We start from the raw sequence: 16,669 nt of genomic DNA, 5'->3' as shown, positions 1-16,669 counted from the left end.
CGGCCGGGGCGGCCGGCCCCGCGCTGCCGGGCGCCGCTCCCGGTGCCGCTCCCGGTGCCGCTCCGGGTGCCGGCGCGGTTCCCGCCGCCGGCTGTCCGGCCTCGTTCTGGGCTGTCGCCGAGGGCGAAGGCTCCGCAGCCTTCTGCTGCTGCTCCGCGACCTCGCGCTGCCGCTGGGCCTCCATCTTGGGCCCGGCGACGAAATACTGCCACGCGAGCAGCACCGCGATCGACAAGGCGATCGCGATCATGGTGTTGCGGTTGCTGTTCATCGGATCGGTCTCCGCCCGTCCTTCCGTCGCGCCGGTCCGGTGGCTTCCTGGAGCGCGCTCTGAAGATCCGCTCTCAAAGCGGCAAAATCGGCGTCGAGCACCGCGCGGCGACCGACGAGCACATGGTCGAAGCCCCGCCCCGCCGCCTCCGCCGGTGCGAGGCGGACGGCCTCCTTGAGGCGGCGGCGAATGCGATTGCGTTCGACCGCCTTCTTCGCGGTGCGCTTGGAGACGGTGAAGCCGAAGCGCACCGGTCCGCCGTCGCCGCGATCGCGCGTCTCCATAACGAAAGCGCGCCGCGCGGTCCTGCGACCTTTCGCGGCGGCAAGGAAATCACGCCTCTTCTTCAGGCGCTCCATCGGCGCCCGGTCCGGCTCACGCCGACAGGCGCTTCCGGCCCTTGGCGCGCCGGCGGGCCAGCACCTTCCGGCCGTTCTGGGTCGCCATGCGGGCGCGGAAGCCGTGGCGGCGCTTCCGGACCAGCCGGCTCGGTTGATAGGTTCGCTTCATCTCGTCTGCCGCCGCGGGGGCGACCCTTCGTTCGGGGACGCGGCCGCGCTCCGCCCGGGAGCCGCCGCATCGATGTTCGGGAACAGGCCGGAGGCGACGCTGACGCCGCGCCCGATGAGCCGAGCGCGATATAGGGTGAAAGGGGCGGCCAAGTCAACGCGAGGCTGGCGGCTCGCGGATCACCGCGTCGCGACCTCGCCGATGCCGTCGGCGAGGAGCTCGGCCCCGATCGCGCCGAAGGCGAGCCCGAACAGCGCCTCGATCGCGCGGGCGAAGCGGGCATAGGCGCGTTTCGCCAGCCCGCTCGAGAACAGCGTGCCGTAGCTGCCGTAGACGATGAGCGCCGAGAGGCAGCCGAGCGGCGCGAAGGCGAGCACGGCCGGCGCGGAAAGGCCGGACCCGTAGAGGAAGGTGGCGAGCGCCGTCCAGGCGAGTGCCGATTTCGGGTTGGTGAGGTTGACGAGGATGCCGCGCCGCCAGGCCTGCGCGCGGGTCCATGTTGCCCGCTCGGCGCCGAGGCGCGGGGGGAGACCGATCCAGGCGGCGCGGAACGCCCTCAGCGCGACGAAGCAGAGATAGCCGCCGCCGAGGAGCTTCATCGCCGTGAGGAGCCCGGGATGGATGGCGAGGAGCGCGGCGAGCCCGAACGTGGCGAGGCTCATCCAGACCAGGATCGCGCTCGCGATGCCGAGCGCCACGAAGAACGCGATGCGCCGGCCCTGGCCGAGCGCGGCCCCGGCGACCGCCATGAGGTTCGGGCCCGGCGCGATCTGGGCGAGGAACAGGCCGCCGAGGGCGAGAAGGTAGGCGTTGAGCATCGCCGCGCTTCTACAGCCGCCGGCCGGGTCTGGCTACGCCGCTCCGCGTCCGGCGCGAGGGGGTCCGCGGAATCCTCCCCGGCTTGTTGCAGCGCGGCCGGACTTGGGCGAGGAAGGGCGGGCGGATCAGGCGGAGGGCTTGGGGCAGTGGGCAGGAAAGCGGCGGTATTCCCGAAAGGATGGCAGAGGTGACGGCGTTCGGGGTGGGAAGCCCGGTGCGCCGCATCGAGGACGATCGCTTCGTGCGCGGCCGCGGGCACTACACCGACGATCTGCGCTTCGCCGGCGAATGCTTCATGGCGGTCGTCCGTTCGCCCCATGCGAGCGCGGCGATCGGGCGGATCGACGCCGCGGAGGCGCTCGCCGCCCCGGGCGTCGTCGCGGTCCTCACCGGCCGCGACGCGGAGGCCGACGGCATAGGCGGCCTGGTGACGGCTGTCCGCCGCAGGCGGCGGGACGGCTCGCCCATGGCGGAGCCGCCCTATCGCGCACTTGCCGTCGACCGCGCGCGCTTCGTCGGCGATGCCGTCGCGATCGTGCTGGCCGAGACGGCCGAGGCGGCCCGCGACGCGGCCGAGCGGGTCGCCGTCGAATACGAGGAGCTTCCCGCGGTGACCGACGCCGCCGAGGCGCTTGCGCCGGGGGCCCCCGCCGTCTGGCCGGATCTCGTGCCCGACAACGAGGCCTTCGTGTTCGAGCAGGGCGACCGCGGCGCGGTCGACCGCGCGCTCGCCGCCGCCGCTCATGTCGCGCGGCTCGATTTCCGGATCTCCCGGGTCTCCGCGAACACCCTCGAGCCGCGGAACGCGATCGGCCTCTTCGATCCCGGCACCGGCCGCTACACGCTGCATTCCGGGACGCAGAGCCCGCACCGGCTGCGGCTCGAGCTCGCCGAGCACGCGCTCTTCGTGCCGCAATCCCGGATCCGGGTCGTCGCCCCGGATATCGGCGGCGCCTTCGGCATGAAGGGCAGCATCTATCCGGAGCAGATCCTCGTGCTCTGGGCGGCGCGCCGCGTCGGGCGTCCGGTCCGCTGGCAGGCCGACCGGAGCGAATCCTTCCTCAGCGACCATCACGCCCGCGACAACCTCACCTCCGTCGAGCTGGGTCTCGACGGAGACGGCCGCTTCCTGGCGCTCAGGGTGCGCACGATCGCCAATCTCGGCGCCTATCTGGCGATGAACACGCCGCACTCGCCGACCAACAATCTCGGCGGGCTGGCCGGCACCTACCGGACCCCGGCGATCCATGCCGAGGTGATCGGCGTCCACACGAACACCCAGCCGACCGCCCCCTATCGCGGCGCCGGCCGCCCCGAGGCGACCTATGCGATAGAGCGGATCATCGACGTGGCGGCCGCCGAGTTCGGCTTCGACCGGATCGAGCTCCGGCGGCGCAACATGATCCGCCCGTCGGAGATGCCCTATCGGACGGGGCTCGTCTTTACCTACGATTGCGGCGATTTCCCCGCCAACATGGAGCGCGCGCTGGCGCTCGCCGATTTCGACGGCTTCGCCGAGCGCCGGCGCGCGGCCGCGGAGAGGGGCAGGCTGCTCGGGCTCGGCATCGCGAACCCGATCGAGATCGCCGGCGGCCCCGAGCAGAATCCGGGCGAGGAGGCGTGCGAGATCCGGTTCGATCCGTCGGGCGGGGCGACCATCCTGCTCGGGACCCACAATCACGGCCAGGGTCACGAGACCGCCTTCCGCCAGGTCGCGCACGAGCTGCTCGGCCTCGCCCCGGACCGCGTGGAGATCCTTTACGGCGATACGGACGCCGTGCCGCACGGCAAGGGGACGTTCGGCTCCCGCTCGATCGCAGCCGGGGGAACCGCGCTCGCCCGCGCCGCCGGCAAGATCGTCGCCCGCGGCCGGGAGATCGCCGCCCGTCTCCTCGAGGCGGACCCGGGCGACATCGAGTTCGCCGAGGGCCGCTTCCGGATCGCCGGGACCGACCGCTCGCTCGCGCTCGAGGAGGTGGCGCGCGCGAGCTTCGAGCCGGGCAGGCTGCCGCCCTCGAGCGAGCTCGGCCTGATCGAGAAGGCGATCGTCTCCGCGCGCGGCGCAACCTTCCCGAACGGCTGCCATGTCTGCGAGGCGGAGGTGGACCCCGAAAGCGGCGAATGGCTTCTGACGCGCTACACCGTCGTCGAGGACGTGGGCCGCGTCGTCAATCCGCTGCTCGTGAAGGGGCAGGTCCATGGCGGCGTCGCCCAGGGCTTCGGGCAGGTGGCGGGCGAGGCGATCCGCTACGACGCCGAGACCGGCCAGCTGGTCACGGCCTCGTTCCAGGACTATCGGATGCCGCGCGCGATCGACTTTCCGGACTTCGCGCTCGAAAGCAACGAGGTGCCGACGGCGCAGAACGCCCTCGGCGTGAAGGGTGCGGGCGAGGCCGGGGCGGTCGGCGCGCTCTCCGCCGTGACGAACGCCGTCCTCGATGCGCTCGCCCCGCTCGGCATCCGTCACCTCGACATGCCGCTCACGCCGGAGCAGGTATGGCGGGCGATCCGGGCTGCGGAGGAAGCGGGTTCCGCGCCGCAGCCGGAGGCGGTTCCGGCAAGGCCGTAGCGGCCCGGCCGGGCGAGGCGGCAGGGGACGGGAGGGTTCGTGCGGAAAGGCTTCCGTTCAGGCGCAAGCGTGCCGCTGCGGCTCGAGGATTTTCTGGAGCCGGGCCGCGTCGCGCTTCTTCTCTGGGACATGCAGAAGGGCCTCGCCGGCCGCGCTCCGGAGATTGCGCGGATCCGGGACAATGCCCTTCGGCTCGTCGAGGCCGCCGACGCGGCCGGCATCCCCGTCGCATGGAGCCGCCATGTCCTGCCGCCGCTCGCGCTGACGGCCGGGCCGTTCCTCCTCTTCCTGATGAAGAAGCAGAAGGTCGATCGCCCGGACGACCTCGCCCCGACGATGCAGCGCGGCATGGAGGAGACCGAGTTCGTCGACGGGATGGCGCCGGCGCCGCATCATCTCGTCATCGAGAAGAGCCAGCCCTCGATCTTCGTCGATACGCCCTTCGATCTCCGGCTGAGGACGATGGGCGTCGACACGCTGGTGGTGGCCGGCGTCGCGACCGACATCGGCGTGGAGTTCACGTGCCGGCACGCGGCGGCGCTCGGCTACTACACCGTCGTCGCCGCCGATGCCTGCGGCTCCTACAGCCGGGAAGCGCACGAGCGCAGCCTTGCCTTTCTGCGAGGCTGGACGAGCCCTGTCGTCCCGACGAGCGCGATCTGTGGAATTTGGCGCGGCGACGGGCCTTGACGGCCGGTGCGGGCGGCGGGGTCGTTCGGATCCGGCCCGCATGGCCCGCTTCGTTTTAGAATACTTGAAGCGCGCCTTCGTAATTCCCCTGTAAAATGCTTTCTTCGGCAAGCGATGTTCGCGTAATTCCTCTTACATCATGTGCGGAAGCGCCATCACGACGGTCGATGCAGTCGTGAGCGCGATAAAGGCGATCATGCGGGTCAGGAAATACCGGATCATTGTGGTGCTCCTCGGCTGAGCAGGTGTTCCGGGCCTGTAAATGCGCCGGAAGTACGTTGGTTGCATTCAAAATTCGAAAGCGAAGCCGGGGTGCCGCGGAGCGGCGGCTGTGGCCCTTGTACCGGAGGGGGCTCATGCGACGGGCCGGCCCAGGATGGGCCGGCCCGCATAGAGGCGCCCTGCGCCGATCAGAACAGGGCCGATCCGGTCGCGAAGATCAGGATGATCGCCAGGACGAACAGGACCAGGAAGAGGAAGAACAGGAACTTGGCGATCGAGGCGGCGCCCCGCGCGATCCCCGAGAAGCCCAGCGCGCCCGCCACGAGCGAGATCACCAGGAAGATGAGAGCCCATTTCAGCATGTCCGCCTCGGTTTCTTGCCTTCGGCCTGAGCAACTCGCGTCCGCCGCATCGGTTCCGTAGCCGGCTTGTCACCGCCCCCGGCGCCGAGATGCCGCCGCCCGTCGCCGCGCCTATATTGACCGCCATGGAACGCTTCGCCGCCTTGCTCGACCGCCTCGTGCTCACGCCGCAGCGGAACGGCAAGATCAGGCTCCTCGTCGATCATTTCGGGACCACCCCGGACCCCGACCGCGGCTATGCGCTGGCGGCGCTCACCGGCGATCTCTCCATCGCGAGCGTGAAGCCGGCCATGCTCCGCGCGCTCGTCACCGAGCGGATGGACGAGGTCCTGTTCGGCTATTCGTACGATTATGTCGGCGATCTCGCGGAGACGATCGCGCTCGTCTGGCCGGAGCGGCCGGGACCGGCCGCGGACTTGTCGCTCGCGGACGTGGTCGAGGCGCTCGGCGCGGCCTCGCGTCTCGACGGGCCGCGGATCGTGGAGCGCTGCCTCGACGGCCTCGATGCGTCCGGGCGCTACGCGCTCCTGAAGCTCGTCACCGGCGAGCTCCGCGTCGGGGTCACCGCCCGGCTCGCCAAGCAGGCGCTCGCCCGGCTTGGCGGGAAGGACGTGATCGAGATCGAGGAGATCTGGCACGGACTGGCGCCCCCCTACGAGGCGCTGTTCGCGTGGCTCGAGGGCCGCGGCCCGCGCCCGGTGAGCGAGGCGCTCGCGCCGTTCCGCCCGGTGATGCTCGCGCAGGCGCTCGACGAGGCCGAGCTGCCGGGCCTCGATCCCGCCGCGTATGCGGCGGAGTGGAAATGGGACGGCATCCGCGTCCAGGCGGTCTCGGAGAAGGGGGTCCGCAGGCTCTATTCCCGCACCGGCGACGACATTTCGGGCGCCTTCCCGGACATGCTCGAGGAGCTCGCCTTCGAGGGCGCGATCGACGGCGAGCTGCTCGTCGGCCGCGAGAGCGGCACCGGCATCGCCGTCGCGCCCTTCGGCGACCTGCAGCAGCGCCTCAACCGCAAGACGGTCACGCCGCGCCTCATGAAGAGCCATCCGGCCTTCATCCGCGCCTACGATCTGCTGCAGGACGGCACCGAGGATCTGCGCCCGCTCGGCTTCGCGGAGCGCCGGCGGCGGCTGGAGGCGTTCGTCGCGCGCGCCGGCTCGCCCCGGATCGACCTCTCCCCGATCGTGGCGTTCGACGACTGGGACGCGCTCGCCAGGCTGAGGGCCGAGCCGCCGAAGGACGACCGCCTCGACGAGGTCGCCGAGGGCCTGATGCTGAAGCGCTGGGATTCCGCCTATGTGCCCGGCCGGCCGAAGGGCCCCTGGTTCAAGTGGAAGCGGGATCCCTACACGGTCGATGCGGTGCTGATGTACGCCCAGCGTGGCCATGGCAGGCGCTCGTCCTTCTATTCGGACTACACGTTCGGCGTCTGGGCCGGGCCGGAGGAGGCGCCGGAGCTGGTGCCGGTCGGCAAGGCCTATTTCGGCTTCACGGACGAGGAGCTGCGCGAGCTCGACCGTTTCGTGCGCAACAACACCACCGAGCGGTTCGGCCCGGTCCGGGCGGTACGCGCGGAGCCCGCCCACGGCCTCGTCCTCGAAGTCGCGTTCGAGGGGCTCAACCGCTCCACGCGGCATCGCTCCGGCATCGCCATGCGTTTTCCGCGCATCAACCGCCTGCGCTGGGACAAGCCGCCGGGCGAGGCCGACCGCATCGAGACCCTTCGCAGGCTGCTGCCGTCGGAAGGCTGAGCCGCTTGTGCGCTCCGGCGGACTTTCCTACCTAGCCCCGGCAAGCACGGAGCGCGGGATGAACCGGTTGAGCCAATTCCTGGGGGACAGCCCGATCCGGGTCTTCTTCCGCCTGCTGGTGCTCTCCTTCGTGGTCGGACTGGTGCTCGCCACGCTCAACATCCACCCCGTCCAGCTCTATTACTGGGCCGAGCGCATCGTGTGGCGCATCTGGAACATGGGCTTCGCCTTCTTCGACCAGGCGCTGACCTATCTCGCCATGGGCGCCGTCGTGGTCGTGCCGATCTTCGTGCTGATGCGTCTCTTCAGGTTCGGCTCCCGCCGCGCCGACTGAACAGGGATGCGGGCCGGTCGCATCGCGGGCGTCGACGGCCTGTGGCGCTCCGCCCGGAGACTGCGCTAAGCAGCCGGTCTGGCGGCGGGGTGGGCGCATGGCAGCCGAGGAGACGGATCCGATCGCGGGGCCTGCGCGGCCCTTCGCCGTGACGCATGCCGGCGTGCTCCGGCTCGCCATCCCGATGACCTTCGCCTATCTCTCCACGCCGCTCGTCGGCGTGGCCGACACGGCGGTCATCGGCCAGTTCGGCGATGCCGCGCTGATCGGCGGCATCGCGGTCGCGGCGATCATCTTCGACATCTTCTTCACCACCTTCAACTTCCTGCGCGGCGGCACCACGGGCCTGACGGCGCAGGCGGTCGGCGCGAGCGACCTCGTGGAGGAGCAGGCGGTGCTCCTGCGCGCGCTCGGGGTCGCGGCCGTCGCCGGGCTGCTGATGGTCCTCCTGAAGCTGCCCTTCGCCGCGCTCGGCTTCGGCGCGATGGGCGCGGAGGGCGCGGTGCTTGCCGCGGGCCGGATCTATTTCGACGTGCGCGTCCTCTCCGCGCCCTTCGCCCTCGTCAATTACGTGGTGCTCGGCTGGATGCTCGGCCGCGGCCGCTCGGGGATGGGGCTCCTGCTGCAGACGCTCCTCAACGGCGTCAATATCGGGCTGAACGTGCTCTTCGTGCTGGGGCTCGGCTGGGGCGTCGCAGGCGTCGCCTGGGCGACGGTCGCGGCCGAGGTCGCGACCGCGCTCGTCGGGCTCTTCCTCGCCTGGCGGAGCGTGCTCGCGAGCGGCCGTCCGCCGCTCGCCCGGGTGTTCGACGCGGAGCGGCTGAAGCGTACGGCCGGCCTCAACACCGACATGATGGTGCGCTCGTTCTCGCTCCTCTTCGCCTTCGCCTTCTTCACGCGCCAGGGCACGACGTTCGGGCCGGTCGTGCTCGCCGCGAACGCCATCCTGATGCACTTCTTCATGACCGGCTCCTATTTCCTCGACGGTCTCGCCGCCGCCGCGGAGCATCTCGCCGGCCGCGCGGTCGGCGCGCGCTACCGGCCAGCCTTCGAGCGGACCGTGAAGCTCACGATCGGCTGGGGCCTCGCGGTCTCCACCCCCGTCGCGCTGGTCTACGGCCTTGCCGGCGGCGCGCTGATCGATCTCATGACGACTGCGCCGGAGGTGCGGGAGACCGCCCGGGTCTATCTGCCCTGGGCGGCGCTCACGCCGGTCGCCGCCGTCGTCGCGTTCCAGATGGACGGCATCTTCATCGGGGCGACCTGGTCGCGCGACATGCGCAACATGATGCTGCTTTCCGTGGCCGTCTATCTCGTCGCCTGGGCCGTGCTGGTGCCGGTCTGGGGCAATCACGGCCTCTGGGCGGCACTCCTCGTCTTCCTCGGCGCGCGCTCCCTCACCTTCCGCTGGCGGATGCGCCGGCTGCTGCCGCGCACCTTCCCCGTCTAGAGCTAGGGCCCCCTCCGGCGGAGGCGAAGGCCGCCGCCTTCCTCAGCCGCGGACGCGCTCGATCTCGGCGCCGCAGGCCGAAAGCTTCTGCTCCAGCCGCTCGAAGCCGCGGTCGAGATGGTAGACGCGGTTGACCGTCGTCTCGCCGTCGGCGGTGAGGCCAGCGATCACGAGCGAGACGGAGGCGCGGAGATCCGTCGCCATGACATGCGCGCCCTTCAGGCTCTTCACGCCGCGCACCGTGGCCGTCTGGCCGTTGAGGCGGATGTCGGCGCCGAGCCGGGCGAGCTCCTGGACGTGCATGAAGCGGTTCTCGAAGATTGTCTCCGTGATCGACGAGCTGCCCTCCGCGCGGGTCGCGAGCGCCATCAGCTGCGCCTGGAGATCGGTCGGGAAGCCGGGGAAGGGCTCGGTCGTGACCGAAACCGGGGCGAGCCCCGCGCCGTTGCGCACGATCCGGATCCCGTCCGCGGCCGGCGACACCGAGGCCCCCGCCGTGCCGAGCACGTCGAGCGCGGACTGCAGGAGCTCCGGATGCGCGCCCTTGAGCACAACGTCGCCGCCCGCGGCCGCCACCGCCATCGCATAGGTGCCGGTCTCGATCCGGTCCGGCAGCACCCGGTGCACCGCGCCCCTGAGCCCCGCGACGCCTTCGACATGGATCGTGCCGGTGCCGGCGCCCTCGATCCGCGCGCCCATCTTCGTGAGGCACTCGGCAAGATCGCCGACCTCCGGCTCGCGCGCGGCGTTCTCGATCACCGTCTCGCCGGCGGCGAGCGTCGCGGCCATCATGATCGTGTGCGTCGCGCCGACGGAGACGTTCGGAAAGCGGACCCGCCCGCCCTTGAGGCCGCCCGGGGCGCGCGCAACCACGTAGCCGCGGTCGAGCTCGATCTCGGCCCCGAGATCCCTGAGGCCCATGAGGAAGAAGTCGACCGGGCGCGTGCCGATCGCGCAGCCCCCCGGCAGCGAGACGCGCGCCTCGTGCATCCGGGCGAGCAGCGGCCCGATCACCCAGAAGCTCGCGCGCATCCGCGACACCAGCTCGTAGGGCGCCGTCGTGTCGACGATCTCGGCCGCCGTCAGCCCGAGCGTCTGGCCGGCATTCGGCAGGTCGCCCGGCCTCTTGCCGGCGACGCTGTAATCGACGCCGTGATTGGCGAGGATGCGCTTCAGGAGCCCGACATCCGCCAGGTCGGGCACGTTTTCGAGCGTCAGCGTCTCCGGCGTGAGCAGGCTTGCGATCATGAGCGGCAGCGCGGCGTTCTTCGCGCCCGAGATCGGGATCGCGCCCTTGAGCGGATTGCCGCCGACAATGCGGATACTGTCCATGAATGTCTCCGGCTCGCGGGCTGTGTGCCGCGCGGCGTTCAGGATTGGTGCGAGGAATCCTCCTCGCCACGGACGGGCCCCTCCCGGTCCCGGCCTTGCGTCTTGCGGCGCTTCAGGTTCTCGCGGAGGGCCCGCGCCAGCCGCGCCTTGCGCTCGTCGCGCCGGTTCCCGCCGGCCTCCGAATTTCCGTTCTTCATCCTGCATGGATAGCCGACCGGCGCTCTTCTGCAAAGCAACGCGGGCAAGCCGTGCAGAAATCCCGGCGCCTGCGGCAGTTGCCGCCAGGTTTTGCCGGTTCGCGGCGAAAGCCTTCGCCGGCTTAGCGCGCCGATTCGCGTGCGAAGGCGGAACGCGGGAAATCGAAGACGCTCAGGTCCGCAGCTGGCCCCCCGTCGCCTTCTCGACCGCCGTCACGATGCTGCGCGCCACCTTGTCGATCTCCTCGTCCGTGAGCGTCCGCTCGCGAGGCTGCAGCACGACTTCGAGGGCGATGGATTTCCGGCCCTCGCCGACCGAGGGCCCGGTGAAGACGTCGAAGACGTTCACGTTCTGCACGAGCGCCTTGTCGGCCCCGCGCGCCGCGCGCACCAGTCGCTCGGCCGCCACGTCCGCGTCCACCAGGAAGGCGAAGTCGCGCCGGACCGCCTGGAGGTCGGACGCGGCGAGCGCGGGGCGGGTGGTGCGGGCCGATTTCGGCAGCGGAACCGCATCGAGATCCACCTCGAAGCCGACGAGCGGGCCGGGCACGTCCATCGCGTCGAGGACGCGGGGATGCAGCTCGCCGAAGCTCGCCAGCCGGTTCTTCGGTCCGAGCATGAACGACCCGGCCCGGCCCGGATGGTACCAGGACGGCCCCTCGGCGACGACCTGCAGCCTGTCGATGGGCGCGCCGGCCGCCGCGAGCACGGCGAGCGCGTCGGCCTTGGCGTCGAAGACGTCGACGGGGCGCGGCGGCGCCGACCAGTGCCGCGGTCCGGACATGCCGCGCCTGACCCCGGTGACGTTGAGGTGCTCGTCCTCGGGCCGGTCGCCGCCATAGACCTGGCCTGCCTCGAACAGCATGACGTCCGCGAAGCCGCGGGCGAAGTTCCGCCCCGCCGCGGCGACGAGGTTCGGCAGGAGCGACGGCCGCATGTCGGAAAGCTCCGTCGAGATCGGGTTGGCGAGCACGAGGGAAGGCTGTCCGCCGCCGAAGAGCTCGGCCTGCGTCCTGGGCAGAAAGGACCAGGTCACCGCCTCGTTGAAGCCGCGCGCCGCGAGCGCCCGCGCGGCGAGGAAGCGCCGGCGCTGCGCGACCGTGATCCGCCGGCCGGTCACGGCTTCGAGCCGAGGCAGCGGCACGTTCTCGATCGCGTTGAGCCCATAGATGCGGACGATCTCCTCGACGAGATCCGCCTCGCCGTCGATGTCCGGCCGCCAGGTCGGCACCTCCGCGACGATCTCGGCATCCGTGCCTGCCACCGTGAAGCCGAGCGCCTCGAGGATGCCGATCTGGTCCTCCACGGGGATGTCGATGCCCGCGAGCGTTCTCACGCGGTCCATCCTGAGCGGATAGGACCGGCTCCGGATCGGCGGGGCGCCGGCGACGGCGAGGTCGGACGCCTCGCCGCCGCACAGGTCGAGAATGAGGCGCGTCGCGATCTCGGCGCCGGGCTTGACGAAGGCCGGGTCCACGCCCCGCTCGAAGCGGTAGCGGGCATCCGAATTGATGCCGAGCTTGCGGCCGGTCGTGGCGGTGCGGATCGGGTCGAAATAGGCGGATTCCAGGAAGACGCTGGTCGTCGCCTCGGTGCAGCCGGTGCGCTCTCCGCCCATGATGCCGGCGATGCTTTCCGGCCCGTGATCGTCGGCGATCACGGTCATCGTGCCGTCGAGCGCATAGACCCGCCCGTCGAGCGCCGCGATCGTCTCGCCGTCCCGGGCGAGCCGGGCATGGATCGTTCCCGTCACCTTGTCGGCGTCGAAGACGTGGAGGGGCCGGCCATAGCCGTGCGTGACGTAGTTCGTGATGTCGACGAGCGCGGAGATCGGGCGGAGGCCGATCGCGCGCAGCCGGCGCTGCATCCAGGCCGGCGACGGTCCGTTCCGGACACCGCGTATGGTGCGGCCGACGAAGAGCGGGCAGGGCGTGCTGGCCGGGTCCTCGAAGCGGAGATCGACCGGAATCGGGCTCGGGAAGGCGCCTGCCACCGGCATCGCCTCGACCGGCTTCAGCCGTCCGATCCCCTTCGCCGCGAGGTCGCGCGCGATGCCGTAGACTCCGAGCGCGTCCGGGCGGTTCGGCGTCACCGCGACGTCGATCACCGGATCGTCGAGGCCCATCCAGCGCGCATAGGGCTGGCCGACGGGCGCGTCCGCGGGCAGGTCGATGATGCCCTCGTGCTCGTCGGAGAGCTGCAGCTCGCGCTCGGAGACCAGCATGCCGTTCGATTCGACGCCGCGGATGGTGCCGACCTTGAGCTCGATGCCGGTGCCGGGAACCCAGCTTCCCGGCGGCGCGAAGACGCCGGTCATCCCGGTGCGCGCATTCGGTGCGCCGCAGACGACCTGCACCGGGCTGCCCGAGCCCGGATCGACCAGGCAGACGCGGAGCCTGTCGGCGTTCGGATGCTGGCGCGCCTCGATCACCCGGGCGATGACGAACGGCCGCAGCGTGTCGGCCGGATTGGAGAGACTCTCGAGCTCGAGCCCGAGATGGGTCAGGGCCTCGGCGATCTCCTCGGCGCTCGCGTCGGTCTCGAGATGGTCCTTGAGCCAGGACAGCGTGAACTTCATGGCACCGTTCTGCCGGAGGGGATAAAGGAGCCCGTTCCCTAGCGGGGTGGTGAAAGCGAGGCAAGGCGGACACATATAGGCGCTGCGCGACGAAGCGGAGGAGACACGGCTTGAACGAGAACGCATCCGCCGCGGGAGCGCCGGCGCCGGCCGGGGCGGCCGTGCGAGGGTCCGGCAATCCGCTGCTCGGGGACTGGGCCACGCCGTTCGGCCTGCCGCCTTTCGCGGAAATCGGGCCGCAGCACTTCCGCCCGGCCTTCGAGGCTGCACTCGCGGAGCAGCGCGCCGAGATCGACGCGATCGCGGCCGATCCCGGCGAGCCGACCTTCGCGAATACGATCGCCGCGCTGGAGGCGAGCGGCCGGGCGCTCCGCCGGGTCTCCGCCACCTTCTTCAACCTCGCCGGCGCCGACACCAACGAGCAGCTGCAGGCGGTGGAGCGCGAAATGGCGCCCGTGCTCGCGCGGCACCGGACGGCGACGTTCCAGAACCAAGCGCTCTTCCGGCGGATCGCGGATCTCCACGCCCGGATGGATGCGCTCGGGCTCGGCGCCGAGGAGGCGCGCGTCCTCGACCGCTACCACACGATCTTCATGCGGAACGGCGGCGGGCTCGGGGCGGCGGAGAAGGCCCGCCTCGCCGCGATCGACGAACGCCTGTCGGTGCTCGGCACGCAGTTCGCGCAGAACGTCCTCGCCGACGAGAAGGCGTTCGCGCTGGTGCTCGAGGGCGAGGCGGACCTTGCCGGGCTCCCGGCCTTCCTGCGCGCCGCCGCGGCGCGGGCCGCCGCCGACCGGGGGCTTCCCGGCAAGCACGTCATCACCCTCGCGCGCTCCTCGATCGAGCCCTTCCTGCAGTTCTCGGCGCGGCGCGACCTCCGCGAGCAGGCGTTCAAGGGCTGGATGGCGCGCGGCGAGGGCGGCGGCGCCACCGACAACCGCGCCATCGCGGCGGAGATGGTGCGCCTGCGGGCCGAGCGCGCGCGGCTCCTCGGCTTCGACAGCTTCGCCTCCTACCGTCTCGCCGACACGATGGCCGGCTCGCCGGAGGCGGCCTACGCGCTGCTGCGCTCGGTCTGGGGGCCGGCGCGCGAGCAGGCGCTCCGCGAAGAGGCCGCGCTCCAGGAGCTGGTGCGGGCGGAAGGCGGGAACTTCGCCATCGCGCCGTGGGACTGGCGCTTCTACGCCGAGCGCCGGCGGAAGCGCGCCTTCGATTTCGACGAAGGCGAGGTGAAGCCCTACTTCCAGCTCGACCGGCTGATCGAGGCGGCCTTCGACACCGCCGGCCGGCTCTTCGGCCTGAGCTTCCGCGAGCGGCACGACCTTCCGCTCTACCATCCGGACGTGCGCGCCTTCGAAGTGACCGATGCGGGCGGCCGGTTCGTCGGCCTGTTCCTCGGCGATTATTTCGCGCGCGCCTCGAAGCGGAGCGGGGCCTGGATGAGCTCCTTCCGCGTCCAGGAGAAGCTCGCCGGCGACATCCGCCCGATCGTCGTCAATGTGACGAACTTCTCGAAGGCCGGCGAAGGCGAGCCGACGCTCCTTTCCTTCGACGATGCGCGTACGCTCTTCCACGAATTCGGCCACGGCCTCCACGGGCTCCTGTCCGACGTCACCTATCCGCTCATCGCCGGCACCAACGTCTCGCGCGATTTCGTCGAGTTTCCCTCGCAGCTCTTCGAGCACTGGCTGGAGCAGCCGGAGGTCCTGCGACGCTTCGCGCGCCACGCGGCGACCGGCGAGCCGATGCCGGAGGCGCTGCTTGCCAAGCTCCTCGCCGCGCGGAACTTCAACCAGGGCTTCGCGACGGTGGAATATGTCGCGTCCGCGCTCGTCGATCTCGATCTCCACGCGAGCCCGGAGCCGGAGGCGGTGGAGATCGGCGCCTTCGAGCGCGCGGCGCTTGCGCGCCTCGGCATGCCGGCCGGGATCGTGATGCGGCACCGTCCGCCGCACTTCGCCCACATCTTCGCCGGCGACGGCTATTCGGCCGCCTATTATTCCTACCTCTGGTCGGAGGTGCTCGACGCCGACGGCTTCGAGGCCTTCGAGGAGGCGGGCGACGCGTTCGAGCCGGCGGCCGCGGCGCGGCTCAGGGAATTCGTCTATTCCGCCGGCTATCGGCGCGATCCGAAGGAGGCCTACCGCCTCTTCCGCGGGCGCGATCCGGACCCTGCAGCGCTCCTGAAGAAGCGCGGGCTGGTCGCCGCGCCGGTCGCCGCCGGCGAGCTCTGAGCGGGCGGGCGCCGCCGCTCAGCACGCGCAGGCGAGGGCGGCGAGGCGCGTGCGGTCCCGGATCGTGAGCTGTCCCCGCCGCGCGATGATGGCGCGCTCGCCCTCCAGCACGTGCAGCGCGCAGGTGACGCTCGCGCGCCTGACCCCGAGGAGCGAGGCGAGGAAATCGTGGGTCAGCTCGACGGAATCGCGTCCCAGCCGGTCCGACACGTCGAGAATCCAGCGCGCCACGCGCTGTTCCAGGCTGTGCCGCGCGATGCATGCGGCGGAGCGCGTGGACTGGCGGAACTGGTTGCGGAGCTGGCCGAGCACCAGCGTGCGAAGCGTCGGGCATTCGGCGGCGAGCTGGCGAAGCCGGTCCGCCGGAATCACGCTTGTCGTGCACCGCGTCTGCGTGACGGCCCGGACAGGCGATTGTTCGCTCGCGAGCGCGGCCGGAGCGCCGACCAGCCCGTCCGCTCCGAGCATGCCGACCTGGACGGGCTTCCTGTCCCCCGTGAAGGCGATGAGCGCGACGAGGCCGCTCTCGATGAAGTGGCAGGACTCCACCGCCCGGTCCTGCTCGATGAGGGTCTCTCCGGCCCGGATTTCCGTCTCGACGAGAAAGGGCAGCAGGAGGCGGATCTCGGGCATGGGAAGCGCGCCGAGAAGCGCGTTCCGCCAGGCCGACGCCGACCGGTCCGGCAGCGGCTCCCGCGTGCGGCCGGGGAGCGGCGCGGTCCCGTTGAGCGCGGTGGCCGGGATCGCTATCGATGCCATGAGCGCGCCTCTTCCCCGGCATGCGCGGCGCGCTCCGGCCTGCGGCCGGAGGGCCGGCCCGCGGCGTCGCGTTTCGGGTTGGCGATCCTGGCGGCGTCCGGGCCGCGATCCCCGATCACGAGTGGGACGCCCTGTGCTGCGGCGGTCAGGACGAGCGCGTGTTCGATCTGGCTCTGGTCGAGCGAGATGCCGGGCGCCGCGTTCAGTATGTCCTCGACGATCTCGCGCGTGTAGAGGATGCGACCCTCGCGCGCTGCGGCGGCAACCGCGGCATGGATCCTCAGGTAGGCACCGTAAGGCCGGCTCGGCCAGGTGGCGAACGGGCGATCCCGCATTGCCGCTCCTCCTGTCTGCTTGCGCGTCCCGGATTGAACGTGGACCAATCGCGCGGCGCGGGCCTTAACGTGTGATAAGGGTGAGGCCCGGAGCGCGGATCGAGGATGCCTCGCCGGATCGTGAACGGACGGGCTGGCGAGCGTCACGCCGCCATCATCGAATCGGATTAGAGCGTTACCCGACCTAATTGAATCGGGATTCCCAAATCAGCGCTGAGATGATTCAAGCTGTCTGCCGGATTGGAGGCCGGCGGAC

General features: G+C 71.2%; 15 protein-coding genes and 1 pseudogene. 6 read left to right on the top strand and 10 right to left on the bottom strand.

Annotation, left to right across the window (positions count from 1 at the left end; all coding sequences use genetic code 11):
- The 4 genes and pseudogenes from E4O86_RS18360 to E4O86_RS18345 form a co-directional block, all read right to left on the bottom strand.
- A pseudogene (locus E4O86_RS18360) lies at positions 1-271 on the bottom strand (membrane protein insertase YidC); the annotation flags it as partial.
- The gene (gene rnpA / locus E4O86_RS18355; RefSeq protein WP_161142002.1) at positions 268-630 is read right to left on the bottom strand and encodes a ribonuclease P protein component; all 363 of its coding nucleotides are present in this window, start codon (positions 628-630) and stop codon (positions 268-270) included. The pseudogene E4O86_RS18360 and the gene rnpA, both read right to left, overlap by 4 nt.
- A gap of 16 nt (positions 631-646) precedes the next feature.
- Positions 647-781 carry a 50S ribosomal protein L34 gene (rpmH, locus tag E4O86_RS18350; protein ID WP_161142001.1) on the bottom strand — a complete coding sequence of 45 codons (135 nt, stop codon included), beginning with the start codon at positions 779-781 and terminating at the stop codon, positions 647-649.
- Positions 782-960: 179 nt separating this feature from the next.
- Complete coding sequence (locus tag E4O86_RS18345) at positions 961-1,599, bottom strand: LysE family translocator (protein ID WP_161142000.1); 639 nt, start codon at positions 1,597-1,599, stop codon at positions 961-963.
- Positions 1,600-1,787: 188 nt separating this feature from the next.
- On the opposite strand from E4O86_RS18345, the gene E4O86_RS18340 reads away from it, so the two are divergent.
- The gene (locus tag E4O86_RS18340) at positions 1,788-4,169 is read left to right on the top strand and encodes a molybdopterin cofactor-binding domain-containing protein (RefSeq protein ID WP_161141999.1); all 2,382 of its coding nucleotides are present in this window, start codon (positions 1,788-1,790) and stop codon (positions 4,167-4,169) included.
- 39 nt (positions 4,170-4,208) lie between these two features.
- Positions 4,209-4,859 carry an isochorismatase family protein gene (locus tag E4O86_RS18335; protein ID WP_161141998.1) on the top strand — a complete coding sequence of 217 codons (651 nt, stop codon included), beginning with the start codon at positions 4,209-4,211 and terminating at the stop codon, positions 4,857-4,859.
- 410 nt (positions 4,860-5,269) lie between these two features.
- On the opposite strand, the gene E4O86_RS18330 is transcribed toward E4O86_RS18335, so the two are convergent.
- A complete protein-coding gene (locus E4O86_RS18330; RefSeq protein ID WP_161141997.1) occupies positions 5,270-5,443 on the bottom strand; it encodes a DUF1328 domain-containing protein in 174 nt (57 codons plus the stop codon).
- A 125-nt stretch (positions 5,444-5,568) separates the two neighbouring features.
- Here E4O86_RS18330 and E4O86_RS18325 point away from each other — a divergent pair, with 125 nt between their 5' ends.
- The 3 genes from E4O86_RS18325 to E4O86_RS18315 all read left to right on the top strand — a co-directional run bounded on the left by E4O86_RS18325 (position 5,569) and on the right by E4O86_RS18315 (position 8,978).
- Positions 5,569-7,194: a cisplatin damage response ATP-dependent DNA ligase gene (locus E4O86_RS18325; protein WP_161142004.1), complete on the top strand. Its 1,626-nt coding sequence runs from the start codon at positions 5,569-5,571 to the stop codon at positions 7,192-7,194.
- 58 nt (positions 7,195-7,252) lie between these two features.
- On the top strand, positions 7,253-7,528 hold the full coding sequence (locus E4O86_RS18320) for a DUF6460 domain-containing protein (protein ID WP_161141996.1): 276 nt from the start codon (positions 7,253-7,255) through the stop codon (positions 7,526-7,528).
- Between the two features lie 97 nt (positions 7,529-7,625).
- On the top strand, positions 7,626-8,978 hold the full coding sequence (locus E4O86_RS18315; RefSeq protein ID WP_161141995.1) for an MATE family efflux transporter: 1,353 nt from the start codon (positions 7,626-7,628) through the stop codon (positions 8,976-8,978).
- Positions 8,979-9,020: 42 nt separating this feature from the next.
- Here E4O86_RS18315 and murA read toward each other — a convergent pair whose 3' ends face one another.
- From murA to pheT, 3 genes are all read right to left on the bottom strand, one after another.
- Positions 9,021-10,310: a UDP-N-acetylglucosamine 1-carboxyvinyltransferase gene (gene murA, locus E4O86_RS18310; protein ID WP_161141994.1), complete on the bottom strand. Its 1,290-nt coding sequence runs from the start codon at positions 10,308-10,310 to the stop codon at positions 9,021-9,023.
- A gap of 38 nt (positions 10,311-10,348) precedes the next feature.
- Positions 10,349-10,507 carry a hypothetical protein gene (locus E4O86_RS23260; protein WP_205520960.1) on the bottom strand — a complete coding sequence of 53 codons (159 nt, stop codon included), beginning with the start codon at positions 10,505-10,507 and terminating at the stop codon, positions 10,349-10,351.
- 172 nt (positions 10,508-10,679) lie between these two features.
- Entirely contained in the window at positions 10,680-13,085 is a 2,406-nt protein-coding gene (gene pheT, locus E4O86_RS18305; RefSeq protein WP_161141993.1) for a phenylalanine--tRNA ligase subunit beta, read from the bottom strand.
- 110 nt (positions 13,086-13,195) lie between these two features.
- On the opposite strand from pheT, the gene E4O86_RS18300 reads away from it, so the two are divergent.
- Positions 13,196-15,319: a M3 family metallopeptidase gene (locus E4O86_RS18300; protein WP_205520959.1), complete on the top strand. Its 2,124-nt coding sequence runs from the start codon at positions 13,196-13,198 to the stop codon at positions 15,317-15,319.
- Between the two features lie 18 nt (positions 15,320-15,337).
- Here the strand turns inward: E4O86_RS18300 and E4O86_RS18295 are convergent, their stop codons facing one another.
- Both E4O86_RS18295 and E4O86_RS18290 read right to left on the bottom strand, forming a co-directional pair.
- Positions 15,338-16,078, bottom strand: coding sequence for a Crp/Fnr family transcriptional regulator (locus E4O86_RS18295; protein ID WP_161141992.1), 741 nt, complete (start codon positions 16,076-16,078; stop codon positions 15,338-15,340).
- Entirely contained in the window at positions 16,066-16,413 is a 348-nt protein-coding gene (locus tag E4O86_RS18290) for a hypothetical protein (RefSeq protein WP_161141991.1), read from the bottom strand. The genes E4O86_RS18295 and E4O86_RS18290 overlap by 13 nt, the downstream gene beginning before the upstream one ends.
- Positions 16,414-16,669 lie beyond the last annotated feature (256 nt).

This window comes from Propylenella binzhouense, assembly GCF_009866965.1.
In the GTDB taxonomy this organism is placed as follows: domain Bacteria; phylum Pseudomonadota; class Alphaproteobacteria; order Rhizobiales; family Afifellaceae; genus Propylenella; species Propylenella binzhouense.
Note: the sequence above shows the minus strand (reverse complement) of the source record. Positions and strands in the feature narration are given on the sequence as shown.